Origin of the sequence: Bacillus sp. SIMBA_005, from assembly GCF_046535585.1 — a bacterium.
In the GTDB taxonomy this organism is placed as follows: Bacteria; Bacillota; Bacilli; order Bacillales; family Bacillaceae; genus Bacillus; species Bacillus pumilus.
In genome coordinates this window covers 263,967-282,781 of sequence record NZ_JAWRWI010000002.1, presented here as the reverse complement: position 1 = coordinate 282,781, position 18,815 = coordinate 263,967, and the positions used below count along the sequence as shown (strand labels likewise).

General features: G+C 44.1%; 18 protein-coding genes. 17 read left to right on the top strand and 1 reads right to left on the bottom strand.

The window, feature by feature from the left end:
* Positions 1-44 precede the first annotated feature (44 nt).
* From isdE to cydC, 11 genes are all read left to right on the top strand, one after another.
* A complete protein-coding gene (gene isdE, locus SB660_RS04095; RefSeq protein ID WP_061410005.1) occupies positions 45-932 on the top strand; it encodes a heme ABC transporter substrate-binding protein IsdE in 888 nt (295 codons plus the stop codon).
* 33 nt (positions 933-965) lie between these two features.
* Positions 966-1,952, top strand: a complete 987-nt coding sequence (locus SB660_RS04090) for a FecCD family ABC transporter permease (RefSeq protein WP_058013346.1) — start codon at positions 966-968, stop codon at positions 1,950-1,952.
* Positions 1,939-2,709 (top strand): ABC transporter ATP-binding protein, encoded by a 771-nt coding sequence (locus SB660_RS04085; RefSeq protein WP_323639736.1) that lies wholly within the window; start codon positions 1,939-1,941, stop codon positions 2,707-2,709. The genes SB660_RS04090 and SB660_RS04085 overlap by 14 nt, the downstream gene beginning before the upstream one ends.
* Positions 2,710-2,735: 26 nt before the next feature.
* Positions 2,736-3,488: a class B sortase gene (srtB, locus tag SB660_RS04080; RefSeq protein ID WP_169055978.1), complete on the top strand. Its 753-nt coding sequence runs from the start codon at positions 2,736-2,738 to the stop codon at positions 3,486-3,488.
* An 18-nt stretch (positions 3,489-3,506) separates the two neighbouring features.
* Positions 3,507-4,445 carry an ABC transporter substrate-binding protein gene (locus SB660_RS04075; protein ID WP_410581474.1) on the top strand — a complete coding sequence of 313 codons (939 nt, stop codon included), beginning with the start codon at positions 3,507-3,509 and terminating at the stop codon, positions 4,443-4,445.
* Complete coding sequence (locus tag SB660_RS04070; RefSeq protein ID WP_169055976.1) at positions 4,442-5,455, top strand: FecCD family ABC transporter permease; 1,014 nt, start codon at positions 4,442-4,444, stop codon at positions 5,453-5,455. The genes SB660_RS04075 and SB660_RS04070 overlap by 4 nt, the downstream gene beginning before the upstream one ends.
* Before the next feature lies 1 nt (position 5,456).
* Entirely contained in the window at positions 5,457-6,578 is a 1,122-nt protein-coding gene (gene isdG / locus SB660_RS04065) for a heme oxygenase (RefSeq protein ID WP_410581472.1), read from the top strand.
* A gap of 320 nt (positions 6,579-6,898) precedes the next feature.
* Positions 6,899-8,314, top strand: coding sequence for a cytochrome ubiquinol oxidase subunit I (locus SB660_RS04060; RefSeq protein WP_410581470.1), 1,416 nt, complete (start codon positions 6,899-6,901; stop codon positions 8,312-8,314).
* Positions 8,301-9,317 (top strand): cytochrome d ubiquinol oxidase subunit II, encoded by a 1,017-nt coding sequence (cydB, locus tag SB660_RS04055; RefSeq protein ID WP_169055973.1) that lies wholly within the window; start codon positions 8,301-8,303, stop codon positions 9,315-9,317. The genes SB660_RS04060 and cydB overlap by 14 nt, the downstream gene beginning before the upstream one ends.
* Entirely contained in the window at positions 9,317-11,053 is a 1,737-nt protein-coding gene (gene cydD / locus SB660_RS04050; protein WP_339164453.1) for a thiol reductant ABC exporter subunit CydD, read from the top strand. The genes cydB and cydD overlap by 1 nt, the downstream gene beginning before the upstream one ends.
* Complete coding sequence (gene cydC, locus SB660_RS04045) at positions 11,043-12,776, top strand: thiol reductant ABC exporter subunit CydC (protein WP_339164451.1); 1,734 nt, start codon at positions 11,043-11,045, stop codon at positions 12,774-12,776. The genes cydD and cydC overlap by 11 nt, the downstream gene beginning before the upstream one ends.
* Positions 12,777-12,833: 57 nt before the next feature.
* Here cydC and SB660_RS04040 read toward each other — a convergent pair whose 3' ends face one another.
* A complete protein-coding gene (locus tag SB660_RS04040) occupies positions 12,834-13,871 on the bottom strand; it encodes a pectate lyase family protein (RefSeq protein ID WP_058013874.1) in 1,038 nt (345 codons plus the stop codon).
* A gap of 452 nt (positions 13,872-14,323) precedes the next feature.
* On the opposite strand from SB660_RS04040, the gene sigY reads away from it, so the two are divergent.
* The 6 genes from sigY (at position 14,324) to SB660_RS04010 (ending at position 18,761) form a co-directional block, all read left to right on the top strand.
* Positions 14,324-14,854, top strand: coding sequence for an RNA polymerase sigma factor SigY (sigY, locus tag SB660_RS04035; protein WP_323639726.1), 531 nt, complete (start codon positions 14,324-14,326; stop codon positions 14,852-14,854).
* Positions 14,851-15,162, top strand: a complete 312-nt coding sequence (locus SB660_RS04030; RefSeq protein ID WP_058013356.1) for a YxlC family protein — start codon at positions 14,851-14,853, stop codon at positions 15,160-15,162. The genes sigY and SB660_RS04030 overlap by 4 nt, the downstream gene beginning before the upstream one ends.
* A complete protein-coding gene (locus SB660_RS04025) occupies positions 15,159-15,371 on the top strand; it encodes a hypothetical protein (RefSeq protein ID WP_058013357.1) in 213 nt (70 codons plus the stop codon). The genes SB660_RS04030 and SB660_RS04025 overlap by 4 nt, the downstream gene beginning before the upstream one ends.
* 314 nt (positions 15,372-15,685) lie before the next feature.
* Positions 15,686-17,056 (top strand): NADP-specific glutamate dehydrogenase, encoded by a 1,371-nt coding sequence (gene gdhA, locus SB660_RS04020; protein ID WP_410581466.1) that lies wholly within the window; start codon positions 15,686-15,688, stop codon positions 17,054-17,056.
* 83 nt (positions 17,057-17,139) lie between these two features.
* Entirely contained in the window at positions 17,140-17,253 is a 114-nt protein-coding gene (locus SB660_RS04015) for a hypothetical protein (RefSeq protein WP_003214702.1), read from the top strand.
* A gap of 125 nt (positions 17,254-17,378) precedes the next feature.
* A complete protein-coding gene (locus SB660_RS04010) occupies positions 17,379-18,761 on the top strand; it encodes a copper amine oxidase (RefSeq protein WP_339164445.1) in 1,383 nt (460 codons plus the stop codon).
* Positions 18,762-18,815 lie beyond the last annotated feature (54 nt).

Below are 18,815 nucleotides of genomic sequence, written 5' to 3'. Positions count from 1 at the left end.
CATCGACGCATCCACTCTCTTTTTTCGAAAGGAGGCTTTTGTTTTTGAAGCATCGAATGTTATGTGCCTTGATCGCTGCCCTTAGTGTGTGCGTGATCTTATCGGGCTGCTCACAGTCAGCTGCAAGCTCAGCAAAAGGCAAAAAAAGCGTAGAATCAAGTGAACGCATTGTGGCAACAACTGTAGCTGCTGTGGAGATCATGGATGCCTTAGAGATCGATCTTGTCGGGGTGCCAACAAGCCAAAAATCCTTGCCAGCTCGTTATAAAGGACTGCCGGAAGTCGGCAATCCAATGAGCCCGGACATGGAAATCATCCAATCACTTCAACCGACAGATGTCCTGTCTGTGACAACCCTTCAATATGATTTAGAGACACCCTTTCAGCAAGCAGGTGTCCCTACCACATACTTAAATCTCGAGAGCATGGCTAACATGGAGAAGGCGATCACGAAGCTCGGAGATCAGTATGACAGAAAGAAACAAGCTGAGCGCATTGTGTCTGATTTTGAGCAAAAAAAGAAAGACATACAAGAGAAGACGAAGGGAAAACGAAAGCCATCCGTTCTGATTTTGCTTGGTGTACCAGGCAGTTATTTGGTGGCGACAGAGCATTCATATATTGGTGATCTTGTACGTATCGCAGGCGGGGAGAATATTGTCAAAGGTGAGAAAATGGAGTACTTGGCTTCCAATACGGAGTATTTACAAAAAGCCAATCCAGATATCATCCTCCGGGCCGCACATGGGATGCCAGATGAAGTCGTCCGCATGTTTGATCAAGAATTTAAAACAAATGACATTTGGAAGCATTTTCATGCAGTCAAGCAAGATCGAGTGTATGACCTCGAAGAAAGCTTATTTGGGACAACGGGCAATTTAAAAGCAGCTGAAGCATTAGATGAACTAACGCGTATGCTGTATCCGTTATAAGTGACGAATCTGAATGATAAAAGGACGTTTAAGATGAAAAAAACAGGGATTTTATTTCTGACAGTCAGTGTCTTACTGGTGTGCGTGTTTATTTATTCCGCCATTACTGGGAGCATTCATGTCACCCCGATTGAATTATTGGAAGGGCTCATCACCGGTCAACATGCACAGGTAGAAATCATTAAAGATCTCAGAATTCCTCGCATACTCATTGCCATGTTTACAGGGGCCGCCTTATCTGTCTCCGGTGTACTGCTGCAGTCGGTCATGAGGAATCCATTAGCTGATGCCGGCGTCATTGGAATTTCATCAGGAGCCAGCTTTTTTTCTTTAATGGCAATAACAGCACTTCCTCAATTTTATTTCTACTCTCCTTTATTTTCGGTGTTAGGCGGAGCCATTGCGTGTTTCCTCGTATACGTTCTGTCTTGGAAGGGTGGATTAAGCCCCATCCGTATGATTTTGGTTGGGATCGCCATCAATGCCATGTTTACTGGAATGGCTGAAGCATTTGTGACCATTTGCAGTTATTTCAATATCACGATCAATCAGTCAGGACAGTCGAATCTCACGATGAAAACGTGGGGGGATGTCCGTTTAATCGGAGTCTATGGCGTCGTCGGCCTTGTCGTAGCCCTTTTCTTTAGCAGATGGTGTAACCTCTTGGCTCTTCAGGACAAGACAGCGAAAAATTTAGGATTGCGTGTGACCAGAATGCGCCTTTTGATTTCCATCACAGCTGTATTGCTTGCGGCGGTGACAGCAGCGGTAGCGGGCGTGATTGCCTTTGTCGGTTTGCTTATCCCGCACATTTCAAGAAGACTTGTCGGGTCGGATCACCGGGTACTCATTCCATTTTCTGCGTTAAGCGGGGCGTTGCTGATTCTGACGGCTGATACGCTCGGCAGGACGCTTGTCGCGCCAAATGAAATTCCTGCTTCTACGATCATGGCCGTGATTGGCGGGCCATTTCTGATCTTTTTACTAAGAAGGGGGGATCGTCTCCATGGACATTCGTGAGGTGTCATTCTCATATGACCAGCAGAAGGACATCCTTCAATCGGTCACAACACAGATTGAAAAGGGAAAAATCACAACCATTATCGGTCCGAATGGCTCAGGGAAATCCACACTGCTTTCATTAATGGCGCATAACCATGCGCCAAACAAAGGGCAGATTCATTTAGACGGCCAAGCGTTGAATGCGTTTAAGCCAAAGGAGCTGGCAAAAAAGCTGGCGGTCGTCCATCAGCAAAACGAAGCGCCACTTGATTTAACGATCGAGAGGGTCGTGGCATTCGGCAGAACGCCGTACCAGACGATGCGAGGTGGAGACAAGGAAGAGGATGAGAGAGCGATAGAGTGGGCACTTTCCAGTACAAAGCTAACGGAAAAACGAAAGGTGCCGCTCGCCTCATTGTCAGGTGGTGAGCGGCAGCGAGTATGGATCGCGATGGCACTTGCGCAAAAAACACCAATCCTTTTCTTAGATGAACCGACAACCTATTTGGATATCTACTATCAATTTGACATTCTTGAGCTGATCCGTGAGCTCAATGTCTTACATGGACTAACAATCGTTATGGTGCTGCACGACATGAACCAGGCTGTCCGCTACAGTGATGTCATCATTGCGATGAAGAATGGCCGGATTATGAGTGAAGGACAGCCAAGCGATGTGTTAACAGAAGAGAATGTGCGGCACATTTATGATGTGTCTGTCACGATTAAACAGGATGCAGAAACAGGGATGTACATCGTGCCTGTTGGGATATAAGCTGTGCAAAAAGCAGGTGAGGCAGTGTGAAAAGAGGAAAACGGGTCTGGCAGCGTGTGCTGACAATTGTCTGTTTAGGTGTATTCATTTATAGTGGTTCGGCCATTGGCTTAGAACTGTTCGGCTATTATCAAAATCGTCAGGTGCTAGCAAAGGCTCAGACGATGTATGGACATGAGCAAGGAATGAATGAAAATCGGGAGCCGGGGACCATTCGTACGTCATTTGATGAACTGCGGAAGGTAAACGACGACATTGTCGGTTGGATCAATATGAAGGACACGATGATCCAGTACCCAATTGTCCAATCTCGCGACAATGCGTTCTACTTAACCCGTAATTACTTAAAAAACGACACCAGGGCAGGCAGTATTTTTATGGATTATCGCAATGACGTCTTGCATGAAAGCCCGAATACTGTGGTGTACGGGCATCGAATGAGGGATGGGTCCATGTTCGCTGGACTCACAAACTATTTAAAAAAGGATTTCTTCGATGAGCATCGGACATTTCAGTACGATACGTTGTATCAAAGCTATGAGGCGGAGATTTTTGCCGTGTATGAAACAACGGTGGACTTTGATTATATACAAACTGATTTTCAAGATCTCGGCGAATATGCGCACTACTTGCAATCTGTGCGAAAAAAATCAATCTACCAAACGAAGACAGACGTGTCCACAGATGATCTCATTCTCACTCTATCGACCTGTGATCATGTGCTTGCACCGAAAAACGGGCGTCTCGTGGTACAGGCAAAGCTAAAGAAAGTTTACTAGAAAAGGAGAGACAGGCGGTTGAAATTTTCACATGTGATCTTCATGGGACTTGTCTTGATGCTTCTCCTCGGCGGATGCAGTCAGGCAGCACCTGTAGAGAAAGGGAGCGGTCAAGGTGCGCTGAAGATTAAGGACTTTGCCGGCAGAATGCTGTCGTTTGAAGAATCCCCTCAGCGTATTGTCTCATTGTCCACTGGGGACATGAGCATCCTATATGCCTTAGGCGGTGAGGTGGTCGGTCGTCCGGCCGCCGAATTACCAGACAGCTTACAACAGGCTGCATCAGTCCAAACAATTGGTACAACACATCAATTTGATGTAGAGCTCATCACAAGCTTAAAGCCCGATGTTGTACTTGGGAATGAACAATTAAACAGCAAGGACATCTCTACAATAGAAGGAATTGGTTCACAGCTTCTTTTGACAAGTGCCAATTCTGTGAAGGACATCCAGCGCCAAATTACGTTATTCGGAGATTTGCTAGGGAAGCAGCAAAAGGCAAAAGAGCTTAACGAGCAAATCGATCAGCGGAAAAAGCAGGTCAAACAGCCTCAGAAAAAAGTGAAGACACTCGTTGTGTACGGGGCACCTGGCACATATATGGCGGCTCTTCCTCAATCCTTAAGCGGAGATTTACTACACATCGCTGGAGGGACGAACATTGCTGAGAATGAACCAGCACTCGAGAAATTCCCTCAATACGCTCAAATCAATGCAGAAAAGGTCATCGAAGCTGATCCTGATCTTATCCTGCTCATGACCCATAGCAATCCTGAAGATGTGAAAGCGGGCTTTATGAGTGAAATGAAACAGAATGCCGCATGGCACGATGTATCAGCCGTCAAACATGGACACGTCGAGATTCTGCCTAGTGATCTATTTGGAACGAATCCAGGCGCAGATGTGATCAGAGCGATTGATGAGCTAGAGAAAAGATTGAAGCGATTGTCATCATGAAAATGAATGCAGAATTAGATTTTCAAAAAAGACAGTCGAGGCGAAGATGGCTGATACCCGGACTATTCATCTCGTTAGTTGTAGGTGCATGCCTAGGGCTTGCATTAGGTTCTGTTCAATTATCACTGCAAGATTTATTCGCTGCTTTGACGGGATCAGGTCAGCCTATCCATGAGAAAATTGTGATGGATTTACGCCTGCCGCGCGTTCTCATCGGTTTCATCGTTGGGGCCTGTCTCGCGGCATCAGGGGCGATTTTACAAGGAGTCGTCCGAAATCCACTCGCTGACCCTGGCATCATCGGTGTGACGGCTGGCGGCGGATTGGCTGCTGTGCTCAGCATGATTGTGTTTCCGCAATTCACGTATTTGCTGCCAGCCGCTGCTTTCCTTGGCGCTTTATTAGCGGCACTTGTGGTGTATATGCTCTCATTTGATCAAGGGGTTTCACCGCTGAAGCTGATTTTGGCGGGAGTGGCAGTCAATGCCCTGCTTGGGGCGGTGATGAATGGGTTTATGGTGCTTTATAGTGAGCGTGTGCAGGCAGTCCTGCCCTTTTTATCAGGAGGATTAAATGGACGGAGCTGGCATCATCTAACCTTCGTGTCGCCTTATGCGCTTGTTGGGCTGTGCCTTTGTTTTTTTGCCATCAAGCCGGCAAATCTTCTTTTACTTGGCGATGAATCAGCTCAGCTGCTCGGTCTCAGAGTAGAGCGCACCCGGTTTTTCTTAATTGCACTGGCGGCACTTTTAGCTGGTGCAGCAGTAAGTGTGAGCGGCCTAATTGGCTTTGTCGGACTGGTCGTTCCTCATTTTATCCGTCTTTTAATTGGAGATGACTATAGGTATCTGCTGCCGATCTCGATGCTGGGCGGAGGCGTGCTTGTGGTTTTTGCAGATACAGCGGCAAGGGTATGGTTTACACCAGTTGAACTGCCTGTCGGTATCCTGCTTGCCTGCATCGGTGCACCTTTCTTCCTCTATTTATTAAAAAAGAAAGGGAGGGGTTAAGTTGGATGTGATCGCTATGGATGACGTGAGTCTCAGTCAAGGAGGCTTTCAGTTGTCCTCTATATCAGCAGCTGTTCCTAAAGGAAGCGTGACAGGAATTATTGGACCAAATGGATCAGGGAAGTCGACTTTTATCAAAGCAGCCGCACGTCTTACGTCAATCGAAAGCGGCACGATATACATTCACGATATACCGCAAAAAGAGATGACAGCTCAGGAGATTGCAAAGGAAATCGCCGTTCTCATGCAGACGAGAACAGCCATTCCATCTATGACCGTACGGGAGCTGGTCGCACTTGGACGCAGCCCGCATCGTTCGATCTGGAAAAAAAGCTCGAAGACAGATCAAGAAGCGATTGAGTGGGCGCTTGATGTGACCAATAGCCGTATCAATGAAAATAGAATGCTGCATACATTGTCTGGCGGAGAAAGGCAAAAAGCGTATATTGCGATGGCACTCGCTCAGAAGACAGAGACGATTATTCTGGATGAGCCGACGACTTACTTAGATATTGCGCATCAGCTTGATTTACTAGAGCTGCTCAAACAGCTGAATAAGACGCATGGAATCACCATTTTAATGGTTCTTCACGACCTGCAGCAGGCAGCAAAATATTGTGACCGCCTTATTGCGATGAAACGTGGTCAGGTTTATCAAATAGGGACACCAAAAGAAGTATTAACAGAAAGCTTTTTCAAAGAGGTTTTTGAGATTCAGGCTGACGTTCACTTAGACGGTGAGCACCCGCTGATTATTCCAATCGCTTCGATCCAACAACAAAAGGGAGATGAACAAAACATGATCATTGTAAACAACCAGGTTAGAGTAGAAAAAGGCAGTGCCGACCACCTCGTCAAGCGTTTTAACAAGCAGGGACAAGTAGAATTCATGGAAGGATTTTTAGGTATGGAAGTATGGGTCACACAGCAGACAACCGATTACGATGAAGTGACTATTCATACACGCTGGAATCGAAAAGAAGACTTTGTGAATTGGACAAAATCTCAGGCATTTGGTGATGCGCATGCTCATGGAAAAGCGAAACCTGAAGGCCTATTAAAAAATAAAATTACGTACTATGAAGTGCAAGTCACTAGACCAGCCTTACAGAAAAAAGCCTAAAAAAGAAACACAGCGCTGCAGCTCACGTGCAGCGCTATTTTTTATTTTCTGTCACATATTTTTGACAAAGTATTCAAACAACTGACACAATACCATCCAATTTTTAGGTAAAATTTACTTTATTTTTGAAGCGTATGGGTGTAAAGTACAGGTATAAATAACTAACCGAATGAAAAGCAAGAGTAAAATTTCACCGAGTAAATCATTTCAAATAGGCTATTATTTGTGAACCATTGAACAAATAGTGAATATTTTGTGAAGTGATGAGCATAAGCGTTTCCAATCATTCGGCATGTGAAAGTAAGGGAGGATGTAAGGCTGTGAGTGAGCTGTTTTTAGCAAGATTTCAATTTGCTTCAACGACATTATTTCATTTTATTTTTGTTCCTATGTCAATAGGTTTGGTGTTTATCGTTGCATTGATGCAGACCCTTTATGTTGTCAAGAAAAAAGAGATTTATAAAAAAATGGCGAAGTTTTGGGGTCATCTATTCTTACTCAATTTTGCAGTAGGTGTAGTGACAGGGATTCTCCAAGAATTCCAATTTGGGATGAACTGGTCAGATTATTCAAGGTTTGTCGGTGATGTATTTGGTGCACCGCTTGCCATTGAAGCACTGCTTGCCTTTTTCCTTGAATCTACATTTATTGGACTTTGGATATTCGGCTGGGATCGTCTGCCGAAGAAGATTCATTTATTGTGTATTTGGCTTGTTTCCCTTGGTACGATCTTTTCGGCATTTTGGATTTTACTCGCCAACTCATTTATGCAAGAGCCAGTTGGGTTTGTCATTAAAAATGGCCGTGCAGAAATGAATGACTTTGGCGCACTTGTAACAAACCCGCAGCTTTGGGTTGAATTCCCGCACGTTCTGTTTGGTGCGCTGGCTACAGGTGCATTCTTTATTGCAGGAGTTAGTGCCTATAAAATGATCAAAAAACAAGAAATTTCCTTTTTCAAAAAGTCCTTCCAGATTGCCATGGTTCTCGCTTTAATTTCTGGCTTAGGTGTGGCGTTCTCTGGACATGATCAAGCGAAGCACTTAATGGAATCACAGCCGATGAAGATGGCGGCAAGTGAAGCCCTTTGGAAGGATAGTGGAGATCCAGCGGCTTGGACACTATTTGCCAACATTGATACAGATAAAAAAGAAAACTCTGCGGAGATCAATATTCCGTTTGCTTTAAGTTACTTGGCTTATTCGAAGTTTAGTGGAGATGTGCCAGGCATGCTGACACTTCAAAAAGAATATGAAGCAAAGTTTGGTCCTGGAGACTATATTCCGCCAGTAAAAACAACCTTCTGGAGCTTTAGAATCATGGTTGGTGCCGGCATGTTGATGATTTTTGCCAGTATGATGGGCTTGTACTTGAGCTTTAGAAAAAAACTCGAAACGAACAAATGGTTTTTACGCTTCATGGTAGGGATGATTGCGTTCCCGTTTATTGCGAACTCAGCTGGCTGGATTATGACCGAAATTGGGCGTCAGCCGTGGACGGTCTTTGGTATGATGACGACGGCTCAATCGATTTCGCCAAACGTATCGTACGGCATGCTGTTATTCTCAGTCATTAGCTTTACGACGATTTATCTGATTCTTGCCATCTTGCTTGCCTACCTATTCATTCGAGAAATTAAAAAGGGTGCACATTCGGAAGAGGATACAGATCAAAAGGATGAAACGGACCTGTCTACAGATCCATTTGATGGAGGCGCATATCATGGCATATCTTAACGAGATTTGGTTTATTCTTGTCGCAGTATTGTTTATTGGATTTTTCTTCTTAGAGGGGTTTGATTTTGGAGTTGGGATGTCCATGCAGCTGCTTGGAAAGGATGCACACGAACGCCGCATTTTAATTAACACGATTGGTCCTTTCTGGGATGCGAATGAGGTCTGGCTGATTACAGCTGGGGGCGCTATTTTCGCTGCTTTCCCTCACTGGTATGCCACGATGTTCAGTGGATACTATATACCGTTTGCGGTTCTCCTCTTAGCACTTATCGGGCGCGGTGTCGCCTTTGAATTCCGAGGGAAGGTTGAGAAAGCCTCTTGGATCAAAGCATGGGACTGGGTCATCTTCTTTGGCAGTCTGCTGCCGCCGTTTTTACTCGGTGTGCTCTTCACAAGTATTTTACGCGGGATGCCAATTGATCAAGACATGAACATGTACGCTGGTTTTACGGATTTTGTGAACCTTTATTCAGTGATTGGCGGGTTAGCTGTAACGGTTCTTTGCCTTCTGCACGGATTGATTTTCGTTACACTTCGTACAGAGGGTGATTTAAGAGATCGTGCGAGAAAGCTTGGCAAGCGTGTCCTGCTTATTGCGCTGCCAGTTCTTGTCCTATTTGTTGGTGTATCTATCATGGAGACAGACATTTATACGGTACGCCCGATCATCACCATTCCGTTAACTGTCCTCATTGTGGTTTGTTACGTAGCGGCTCTATTCTTTATGAAAAAGAAACGTGATGGCTGGACATTCCTATTCACAGGTGCGGGCATCATGGTGACAGTGACGATGCTTTTCACTGCATTGTTCCCGCGCGTCATGATTAGCTCAATCAACCATACATTTGATCTGACCATTCAAAACGCTGCATCTGGATCTTACTCACTAACGGTCATGACGATTGTTGCCATTTCTTTGCTGCCCTTTGTGCTTGGGTATCAAATTTGGAGCTATTACGTCTTCCGTAAACGTGTAAGCGGTAAGGAGCCAATGACCTACTAATGGATAAACGTTTGCTTCAATTAAAAGGAATGAGAGGGCTTCTTGCCCTCTTAGGTATTGTGTCACTCATCCAAGGAGCAAGTATTATTTTCCAAGCACAGTGGCTGGCACATGCCATTACTACGCTGTTTGACGGGAAAAGCCTTTCGCAGGCAACGCCTTATGTCCTGCTGTTTCTTGCTGCCTTTCTGGTGCGGCACGGTCTCACCTTGATTCGGGAGAAGGTCATGTTTACCTACTCTTCCCGAATTGGAGCAGACGTCAGAAAACAGCTGTTAGACCAACTCTTTCGTTTAGGTCCTGCTTTCACAAAGAAAAAGGGTACAGGAAAGCTTGTCACATTAGCGATGGAGGGGATTGCTCAATATCGTCAGTATTTACAGCTGTTTTTACCGAAAATGGTGAACATGGCTGTGATACCGGCAATGGTTCTCATCTATGTTTGGACATTAGACGAAACATCTGCCGTCATTTTAATCGTGACGCTGCCAATTTTAATTGTCTTTATGATTTTGCTAGGTCTTGTCGCTCAGCGTAAAGCGGCCAAACAATGGAGATCGTATGAGAAATTATCCAATCATTTCACTGATTCTCTCCGCGGCCTTGAAACGCTTCGTTACTTAGGCATTAGCAAAAAACACTCCCGCAATATCGGAGAAGTGTCAAAGCGATATCGAAAGGCGACCATGAGCACGCTGAAGGTCGCATTTCTTTCATCGTTTGCGCTTGATTTCTTTTCCATGCTATCAATTGCAACCGTCGCTGTCTTTCTTGGCTTGCGATTGATTGAAGGAGAGCTTCTGTTATTGCCGGCTCTGACGGCGCTCATGCTGGCACCGGAATATTTCCTGCCAGTACGTGAAGTGGGGAATGATTATCATGCCACACTAAATGGAAAAGAAGCGAATGAGGCGATGCAGGTCATTTTAGAAGAAAAGGGCTTCCGCATGCAGGAGACACAATCAGTGCAGTTGAACGAGTGGAATGAACAATCTGCGCTCACCCTGCAAGATGTGAGTGTCCAGCATGACGAGCATGCCCCTTATTCGATTCAGGATGTAGACCTCACTGTCAAAGGGAAGAAAAAAATCGGGATCATTGGTGCCAGTGGTTCAGGGAAATCGACGTTGACCGATGTGCTCGGCGGCTTTGTTGAACCGACCTCAGGTCAAATCACGCTAAACGGCCAGCCGCTTGTTCATTTACAGATGAAGGAATGGCAAAAGGAAGTCGTCTATATGCCGCAGCACCCTTATTTATTTCACATGACATTAAGAGAAAACATTCGTTTTTATGAGCCGCATGCAACAGATGAAGAAGTGGAAAGAGCTGCCAGTGAAGCTGGCTTATCTCAGCTCGTAGCGCAGCTGCCAAATGGGCTCGATGAGGTCATTGGAGAACAGGGAAGAGGGCTAAGCGGGGGACAGGCACAAAGAATTGCGCTTGCGCGAACGGTGCTGGGCAAGCGGTCCATTATGCTGTTAGATGAACCAACGGCGCATCTCGATATTGAGACAGAGTATGAATTGAAGAAAACAATGCTTCTACTGTTTGAAGATAAACTTGTGTTCTTAGCGACACATAGGCTCCATTGGATGCCAGCCATGGATGAGATTATTGTCATGGATCAAGGAACGATTGCAGAAATGGGTACACATGAATCATTAATGCAAAGAAAAGGCGTGTATTATCAATTGGTACAGGAGCAAATGGGGGCGGTCACACATGGTAAGTAAAGGCTGGTTTATACCTTATATCAAGGAGAATCAAAAGCTGTTTGCGCTGGTTTTATTTCTAGGGGCAATTGCAGTATTCTCTGCTTCTATGCTGATGTATACGTCAGGATTTCTCATTTCAAAAGCTGCCACAAGACCTGAGAATATACTTATGGTCTACGTCCCAATTGTAGCTGTCCGTACCTTTGGTATTTCGCGCTCAGCTGCCCGCTACGCAGAAAGACTGGCGAGCCACCAGCTCATTTTGACCATGATTGAAAAAATGCGTGTCCGTCTGTATGACATGGCTGAACGAAGTGCGAAACAGACAAAGCTAGGTACAGGTGAAATGCTTGGGCTCTTGTCAGATGATGTTGAGAGACTGCAGGACGCCTATTTAAAAACCATCTTTCCATCCATCGGTGCGCTGCTTTTATATGCTGCATCCATTGGGGCACTTGGTCTATTCTCGTGGCCTTTTGCTGGCTTGATGCTGCTTTATATGGCACTTCTCGTATTTGTTTTTCCATACGTCACAGTGCTAGTGAACCGGGCGAGACAAATTCAAATGAAAAAAGGCAGAAATGAACTGTACAGCCATTTAACAGATGCCGTCATGGGTGTGAGTGACTGGTTGTTTAGCGGCAGGCAGAAAGATTTTGTTGATGAATATGAACAGAAAGAAGCGCAGCTGTTAGCGCTTGAAGCAGCCAAGCACCGATTTATCCGTCTGCGCCAATTTATGGCACAGCTTATCATTGGAGGAGCTGTCGTGCTTGTCGTGTATTGGAGCGGTTCAGTTGTGCAGTCAGGCTCGATGTCACACACCCTGATTGCAGCCTTCGTGCTTGTGCTTTTTCCGTTAACAGAAGCCTTTCTTCCACTCTCAGATGCAGCAGGTGATATTCCAGTCTATCAGCATGCTGTCAGCAGATTACATCATTATGAAAAGCTTTCGTATGAAGGAGAATCTGAGCGCAAGACAGCGGATCAGTCAGCTGTTTCTCAAAATGAAGCTGTTTCTTTTGATCGAGTGTCCTTTGGGTATGATTCGCACCAACACGTGCTAAAGCACCTGTCATTTTCATTGAAGCAAGGAGAATCACTCGCTCTCTTAGGAAAAAGCGGTGCAGGAAAATCGACTATTTTGAAGTTGTTAGAAGGAGCTGTCGTGCCAAATCAAGGAGCTGTCAGTATCCAGGGGAAACCGGTCGAAAGCATTCGAGAGAACGTGTCCACCTATGTGTCAGTACTCAATCAACAGCCGTATTTATTCGATACCTCTGTTTTAAACAATATTCGCTTAGGCTCTCCAAATGCGACAGAGGAGCAAGTAAAAGAAGCAGCGAGACAAGTACAGCTTCACGATACAATCGAATCATTGCCAGAGGGGTATCACACCGGTGTGCAGGAGACAGGAATTCGTTTCTCAGGCGGAGAAAGACAACGGATGGCGTTAGCACGGATTTTGCTGCAAAACACCCCGATTGTTGTATTAGATGAACCCACCGTTGGACTTGACCCACGCACAGAGCGTGAGCTGCTTGAAACCATTTTCCGTGTGTTAAAAGGAAAAACGGTCATTTGGATTACCCACCATCTCACTGGCTGTGAGGCATGTGACCGCATTATGTTTATTGAAGATGGACAAATTGAAATGCAGGGGGAGCATCAGGATTTACTGAAAGAAAACCCACGCTATCAAAAATTGTATGAGATGGATCGTCCGTTTTCTACAATATAAATAGATGAAATGACAAGAACGTTCGGACAGAGATTTCTGCCCGAACGTTTTGTGGTTTTAAGGGTTTACTTTTCCGACACCAGCATTTGATACCACTTCTGATTTGACATTGTTCACGTTAAGCAAAGAGTAGTTATAAGGAGGGTTGTACGTACCTGTAGAAGACGTTGGCAGACTGCCTGAGCTGTTAATATATGAGTTGTTGATGACATGCCATGTACCGACCTGGCGGCTGTCCCAGCTGCCGATCGCATTTTTTGTATTTTCAAATACGTTGTGCTCAATTCTCATTTTTGCGCCCATGCGAGAGTTGATCGCTGTCGTATGGATACCTTTATAGTAGTTGTTATACACATGACCTTCCCCAAAGCGCATAGATGGTACACGAGAATTCAGGTTTTCAAAACGGTTGTTGTGGAATGTGATTTTTCGGTTGTAGTTGTCGTTATCAGAGCTGCCCATGAGCATCGTTTTCCAGCTGTCATGAACATAGTTCCATGAGAAGGTAATATAGTCGGAGTCATTTTTCACATCAAATAATCCATCATAATCATCTTTACCAGAGTTTAATGTATTGTACAATTCATTATGATCGACCCATACGTTTTTAGAAGCGCCTTCGATTCCGATGGCATCCTTGTCACCGATGTTGCTGTGATGGATTTTCAGGTTGCGGATGATGATGTTATTGGCACGCCATACTTTAATGCCAATTCCATTAAATTCACCTTTCGTGCCTTTGCCGACGATCGAGACATTGTTTGTATCTTTCACATCGATTTTATTGGCAGATGTATTAGAAGGGGTTATCGTCCCGTCGACAACAATTTTTAGCTTTTCGTTTGTTCCTTTACTTTTGAGGGCAGCCAATAGTTCATTTCCAGTTTTGACTGTGACGGTTTTACCGCCTTCACCGCCTGTTGTACCGCCATTTAATGTGGAGAATCCTTGTTGATTAAAATTGGCCATAATAGAAGGGCTTTCGGGATACTTTGCTGCCGCTTTTGCCTCCCCATTTGGTGCAAATAATGAAGTCACGAGACCAACCGCTAACACACCAGCTAACATTGGAACTTTTTTCTTCAAAGTCAACATCTCCATTCATTTTTGTTTTAATGTAAACGTTTCCAAAAATAAGCTGCAATTCAACTGCTCCTCCTTTCTTCGCTTGTATCGCCTTTTTCGGAATGTAGGAAGAGCATAGCATGCAAAAAGGTATCATCGGCTAAGAATTGGCGCTGTGTATTCCATGATTTTCTAGAAAACTAAGGCCATGATTATTTTATTTTCAACTAAATGAGACAAGGATCATTGACGATAGGTATTGGGATGACCTAGTGATTATGGGGGAGAGCATCTCCGCTTGATAGAAAATCAGAACGCATCATTTTGTTAGAGACGAAGGAATGTCATAATCATTACATAAGAAAAAACTGTTTATTCAATGCTTCAAATACAACAAGCTAAAAAAATAAAGTGTATTTTGAACGATATCGTCATACGTGTCGTCTCATGAATAAGAGAAGAAAAAGGAAGGAGGGGTGTGTTTGGAGCAGACAGAAGAGACATTGATTCAGCGGGCAAAACAGGGGGATGATGCTGCATTTACAGCCCTATATCGTCATCATTATTCCTTTCTTTACCGTTATATAATGAAGCTCACCCTTCAACAAGAGCTTGCAGAAGAAATCATGCAAGAAACGATGCTGAAAGCGTACATGAAACTCTCTTCATTTAGAGGAGATTCCTTATTTTCAACATGGCTCATATCCATTGCATCTAGACAATTTTTGGATCACCAGAAGAAAAGGAAACGTGAACAATTGAGGGAAGGAAAGGCGAATCAAGAGACGATACGCCGTTTTAAATGGGAGGTTCAGCAAAAGGGCTATACATGGCATGAGATGTGGGATGCTCTAAACGAATTGAAGGCTGAGGAGAGAGCACCGATTATTTTGCACTATTATTATGGCTTTACTTATCCAGAGATTGCTTCAATGCTCGCGATGAGAGAAGGCACTGTGAAGTCGAGGGTTCATCATGGATTAAAGAAAATTCGAAAGGAGTGGTCTCAGTGAAGGAAGATCAATTCACAGAACGTTTAAAGGAAGAGTTACAGCAGCTAGATGAACAAATTGAAGTGAAAGAGCCAAGTGAACAGGCTGTCATGATCATGCTGAAGCAGGCGAAGGAACAAGAGAAAAGGCGTTTTAAACAAGAAGTACTGGCGTACGTTCTCATCAGTCTGACCATTCTGGCACTATTTGTCGCTGCCATCACCCATATGCCTATCATCTTCATTCTTCTTCAAGTAGTGAGTGTGCCGCTCTGCGTCGTTGTCGGCATCAAGGAATATCAACATATTAAAGGAGGGTCTTCCTTATGAGTCAGACGGAGATGATCATCTTATTGTGCGCATTGCCGTTACTATTTGCGCAGGGCTTTCTTTTATTTATGGATGCAAAGAAAAGAGGACGTTATAAGTGGTTTTGGGGCATTGTCGGTTTAATTAACTTCCCATCGTCTTCTATTTTATATTGGCTTTGTGTCGTGTACCCTGATCGAAAAAAAGAGGAGAAGATCCGAAAAGATTGAGCAGACGGCCTATAAAACTTTAGGCCTTTTTTTCGTGTTGAAGATCAACTAGAAATCATTCATGGTTCATCTAATTGTCAAAGAGTGCGGGATATATAACGTCTAAATCATGATTTCTAGCTCAATAGTCATTCTGTAAGAGATACTTTCTAAAAACGATTGCGGCGGCTGCTTGATCCATCTCAAATCGGCATCATTTTCATCTGTTATCAGTATTGATCAGTTTTTACAAATGGTGTTAAATTAATCTCAATATGCGTTAGAAAATCTAACAGGATAAATGTGTGAAGATATACAAAGGAGGCAGATGAGACATGTTGACCTTAGATCGAGCAGCACAAACAGCACAAAGCTACATCGACCGTGTGTTAGAAGAGGTGGAAAAACGAAATCCTGGTGAGGAGGAATTTCAGCAAGCCGTAAGAGAAATTCTAGAATCACTCGTTCCTGTTTTTGCAAAGCATCCAGAGTATGAAAAACAAGGCATTTTAGAACGACTCATCGAGCCTGAGCGGCTTGTGGTATTTCGCGTACCATGGGTAGACGATGAGGGGAAAGTACAAGTCAATCGGGGATTTAGGGTTCAATTCAATAGTGCCATCGGTCCTTATAAAGGAGGCATTCGTTTCCACCCATCTGTCAATGCAAGCATTATTAAGTTTTTAGGATTTGAACAAATCTTTAAAAACGCACTGACTGGTATGCCGATCGGTGGAGGAAAAGGTGGATCAGATTTTGATCCTAAAGGAAAATCGGATGGAGAAATCATGCGTTTCGTCCAAAGCTTTATGAGTGAACTCAGCCGATATATTGGACCTGATCAAGATGTGCCAGCAGGTGATATTGGCGTAGGGGCACGCGAAATTGGCTATATGTTCGGGCAGTACAAGAAAATGCGTGGTGCTTATGAGGCAGGTGTGCTTACAGGAAAAAGCCCTGGATTTGGAGGCAGCTTAGCGAGAAAAGAAGCGACAGGCTATGGATTGGTGTACTTTATGGAAGAAATGTTAAAAGCGCATGGACTTCAATTTGAAGGACGTTCAGTTGTTGTGTCTGGTTCAGGAAATGTGTCTATTTATGCGATGGAGAAGGTCATGGAGCTAGGCGGTAAGGTCGTTGCGTGCAGTGATTCAAGCGGAACGATTTATGATCCACAAGGCATTTCATTAGAAACAGTGAAACAGCTGAAGGAAGGAAGCAATCAACGAATTGGGGCATACATAGACATTCACCCGCATGCTGAATTGATTGAAGATTGCGAACAAATTTGGTCTGTTCCTTGTGACATTGCGCTTCCATGTGCAACGCAAAATGAAATATCTGAGATGCAGGCACAGCAGCTTGTGGAAAATGGTGTCATTGCGGTAGGAGAAGGAGCCAATATGCCCTCTACTCTAAAGGCAGTCAAAGTTTTTGAACAGAATGATATTCTTTTTGCGCCGGCAAAAGCGGCGAATGCTGGCGGGGTAGGTGTCTCAGCACTGGAAATGGCGCAAAATAGTGCAAGAATGTCTTGGACTTTTGAGGAAGTAGATGATCAGCTGAAACAAATGATGCAGACGATTTATCGTCAGTGTACAGAGACAGCTGATGAATATGGACACTCTGGAAACTTAATAGTAGGAGCAAATATTGCAGGATTTCGCAAAGTGGCAGATGCGATGATCGCACAAGGCGTGATTTAACTCCTGCTCTCCCGCACCTGTTTATTTCATGACAAGATGGGGAATCTTCCTTGTAAGAATGACAATAAGGAGGCGCGGGAGAAATGAAAAAATGGCTGAAACAAATTTTTAAATGGGCACCTGTGATTTATCCAGTGGTGAGAAAAATATATAAAGAGCGGAAAGCATCTAAACGTCGTAACGTATCAGCCGGATAATCCGGCTTTTTTTTATGCATACATACCAATTGCGCAATGAATGAAAAAAAAGATAGATTTGAATGATCCAAGTCATGCCTCACTCCGTTAAGTACATAACAAACGGAAAGAGGAGGCAATAACAGATGAACATGAAAAAAGCGATTTTAACCATCCCGCTTAGCGCAGCATTACTATTTCCGGCAGCTCATAGCGCAAGTGCACACGAAGGGCATATGCATGGAGAGGCAAAGAAGACATCTTCGTCACAAGAGGTGTCAAACAAAGCAACCGATCTTCGAGCAGCTCTAGACCAGCTGTTTTCAGAGCACGCTTATTTAGCAGTCATCACGATGCAAAAGGGAATTGATGGCAGTAAAGATTTTGATCAAGCAGCGGCAGCGCTAAACGACAACACAAATGATTTATCGGATGCCATCGCCTCTGTGTACGGAAAAAAAGCAGGGAAACAATTTAAAGACATTTGGTCAAGTCATATCGGCTACTTTGTTGACTATGTGCAAGCAACGGCAAAGAAAGATGAAGCAGGTAAAAAGAAAGCCATGAAGCAGCTTGACCAATATCGCATGAAACAAGCCGATATGCTCGATCAAGCAACAGACGGCAGATTGAAAGCTAGCGAACTAGAAGAAGGCTTAAAAATGCACGTCAATGAACTGTTAAAAGCGTTTGATAGCTACACTGAAAAGGATTTTGATACGACCTATGAAACGGTTAGAAAATCTATTCATCATATGTTTGAAGTAGGCAAAGGCGTATCGTGGGCGATCACAGATCAATTTCCTGGGAAATTTGATCACAAATCAGTCGACACACCAGCCGCAGACCTTCGTGAAGATTTAAACTACTTGTTCTCAGAGCATTTGGCGCTTGCGGTCGTTGCTATGCAAAAAGGAAATGATGGCAGCAAGGACTTTGATCAAGCAGCTGCAGCTTTGAACGAAAACACAAATGATTTATCAGATGCGATTGCCTCTGTTTATGGCAAGGATGCAGGAAAACAATTTAAAGACATTTGGTCAAGCCATATCGGTTATTTAGTTGATTATGTCAAAGCGGATGCATCAGGAGACAAAGAAGCGAAAGAAAAAGCTATGAAAAACTTAGATGCGTATCGAATGAAGCAAGCGAAATTTTTAGATCAAGCGACAGATGGACGTTTGAAGGCAGCAGATTTAGAAGCTGGCTTAAAAATGCATATTGATGAACTGATCAAAACATATACGTCATACCATAATGGCGATTATGATCAGCTTTATCCAACAGTGCGAGAGGCGTACGGTCATATGTTCATGGTTGGACAGGATGTCGCATCAGCAATTGTTGATCAGCATCCTGAAATGTTCAAATCCAAGATGCCTAATGAAATGCCTAAAACAGGTATGGGAGGTACAGCCGGTCCTCTAGGTATGTCATATGAAGCCTTTGCGGGATTAATCGCTAGCTTGATCCTAGCCGGTGGTGCAATGGGTGCGTTCTTCCTTATTCGCCGCAAGACATCAAATTAAGCTCGTAAAAACTAAAGGGGAACGTGCACATTTGTGCCGTTCCTTTCTTTAAAA

Bases quoted from the DNA above. Each gene is read 5' to 3' on its own strand.
- SB660_RS04090 (WP_058013346.1), top strand. From the start codon at position 966: ATGAAAAAAACAGGGATTTTATTTCTGACAGTCAGTGTCTTACTGGTG.
- SB660_RS04085 (WP_323639736.1), top strand. From the start codon at position 1,939: ATGGACATTCGTGAGGTGTCATTCTCATATGACCAGCAGAAGGACATC.
- SB660_RS04070 (WP_169055976.1), top strand. From the start codon at position 4,442: ATGAAAATGAATGCAGAATTAGATTTTCAAAAAAGACAGTCGAGGCGA.
- cydB (WP_169055973.1), top strand. From the start codon at position 8,301: ATGGCATATCTTAACGAGATTTGGTTTATTCTTGTCGCAGTATTGTTT.
- cydD (WP_339164453.1), top strand. From the start codon at position 9,317: ATGGATAAACGTTTGCTTCAATTAAAAGGAATGAGAGGGCTTCTTGCC.
- cydC (WP_339164451.1), top strand. From the start codon at position 11,043: ATGGTAAGTAAAGGCTGGTTTATACCTTATATCAAGGAGAATCAAAAG.
- SB660_RS04040 (WP_058013874.1), bottom strand. From the start codon at position 13,871: ATGTTGACTTTGAAGAAAAAAGTTCCAATGTTAGCTGGTGTGTTAGCG.
- SB660_RS04025 (WP_058013357.1), top strand. From the start codon at position 15,159: ATGAGTCAGACGGAGATGATCATCTTATTGTGCGCATTGCCGTTACTA.
- gdhA (WP_410581466.1), top strand. From the start codon at position 15,686: ATGTTGACCTTAGATCGAGCAGCACAAACAGCACAAAGCTACATCGAC.
- SB660_RS04015 (WP_003214702.1), top strand. From the start codon at position 17,140: ATGAAAAAATGGCTGAAACAAATTTTTAAATGGGCACCTGTGATTTAT.
- SB660_RS04010 (WP_339164445.1), top strand. From the start codon at position 17,379: ATGAACATGAAAAAAGCGATTTTAACCATCCCGCTTAGCGCAGCATTA.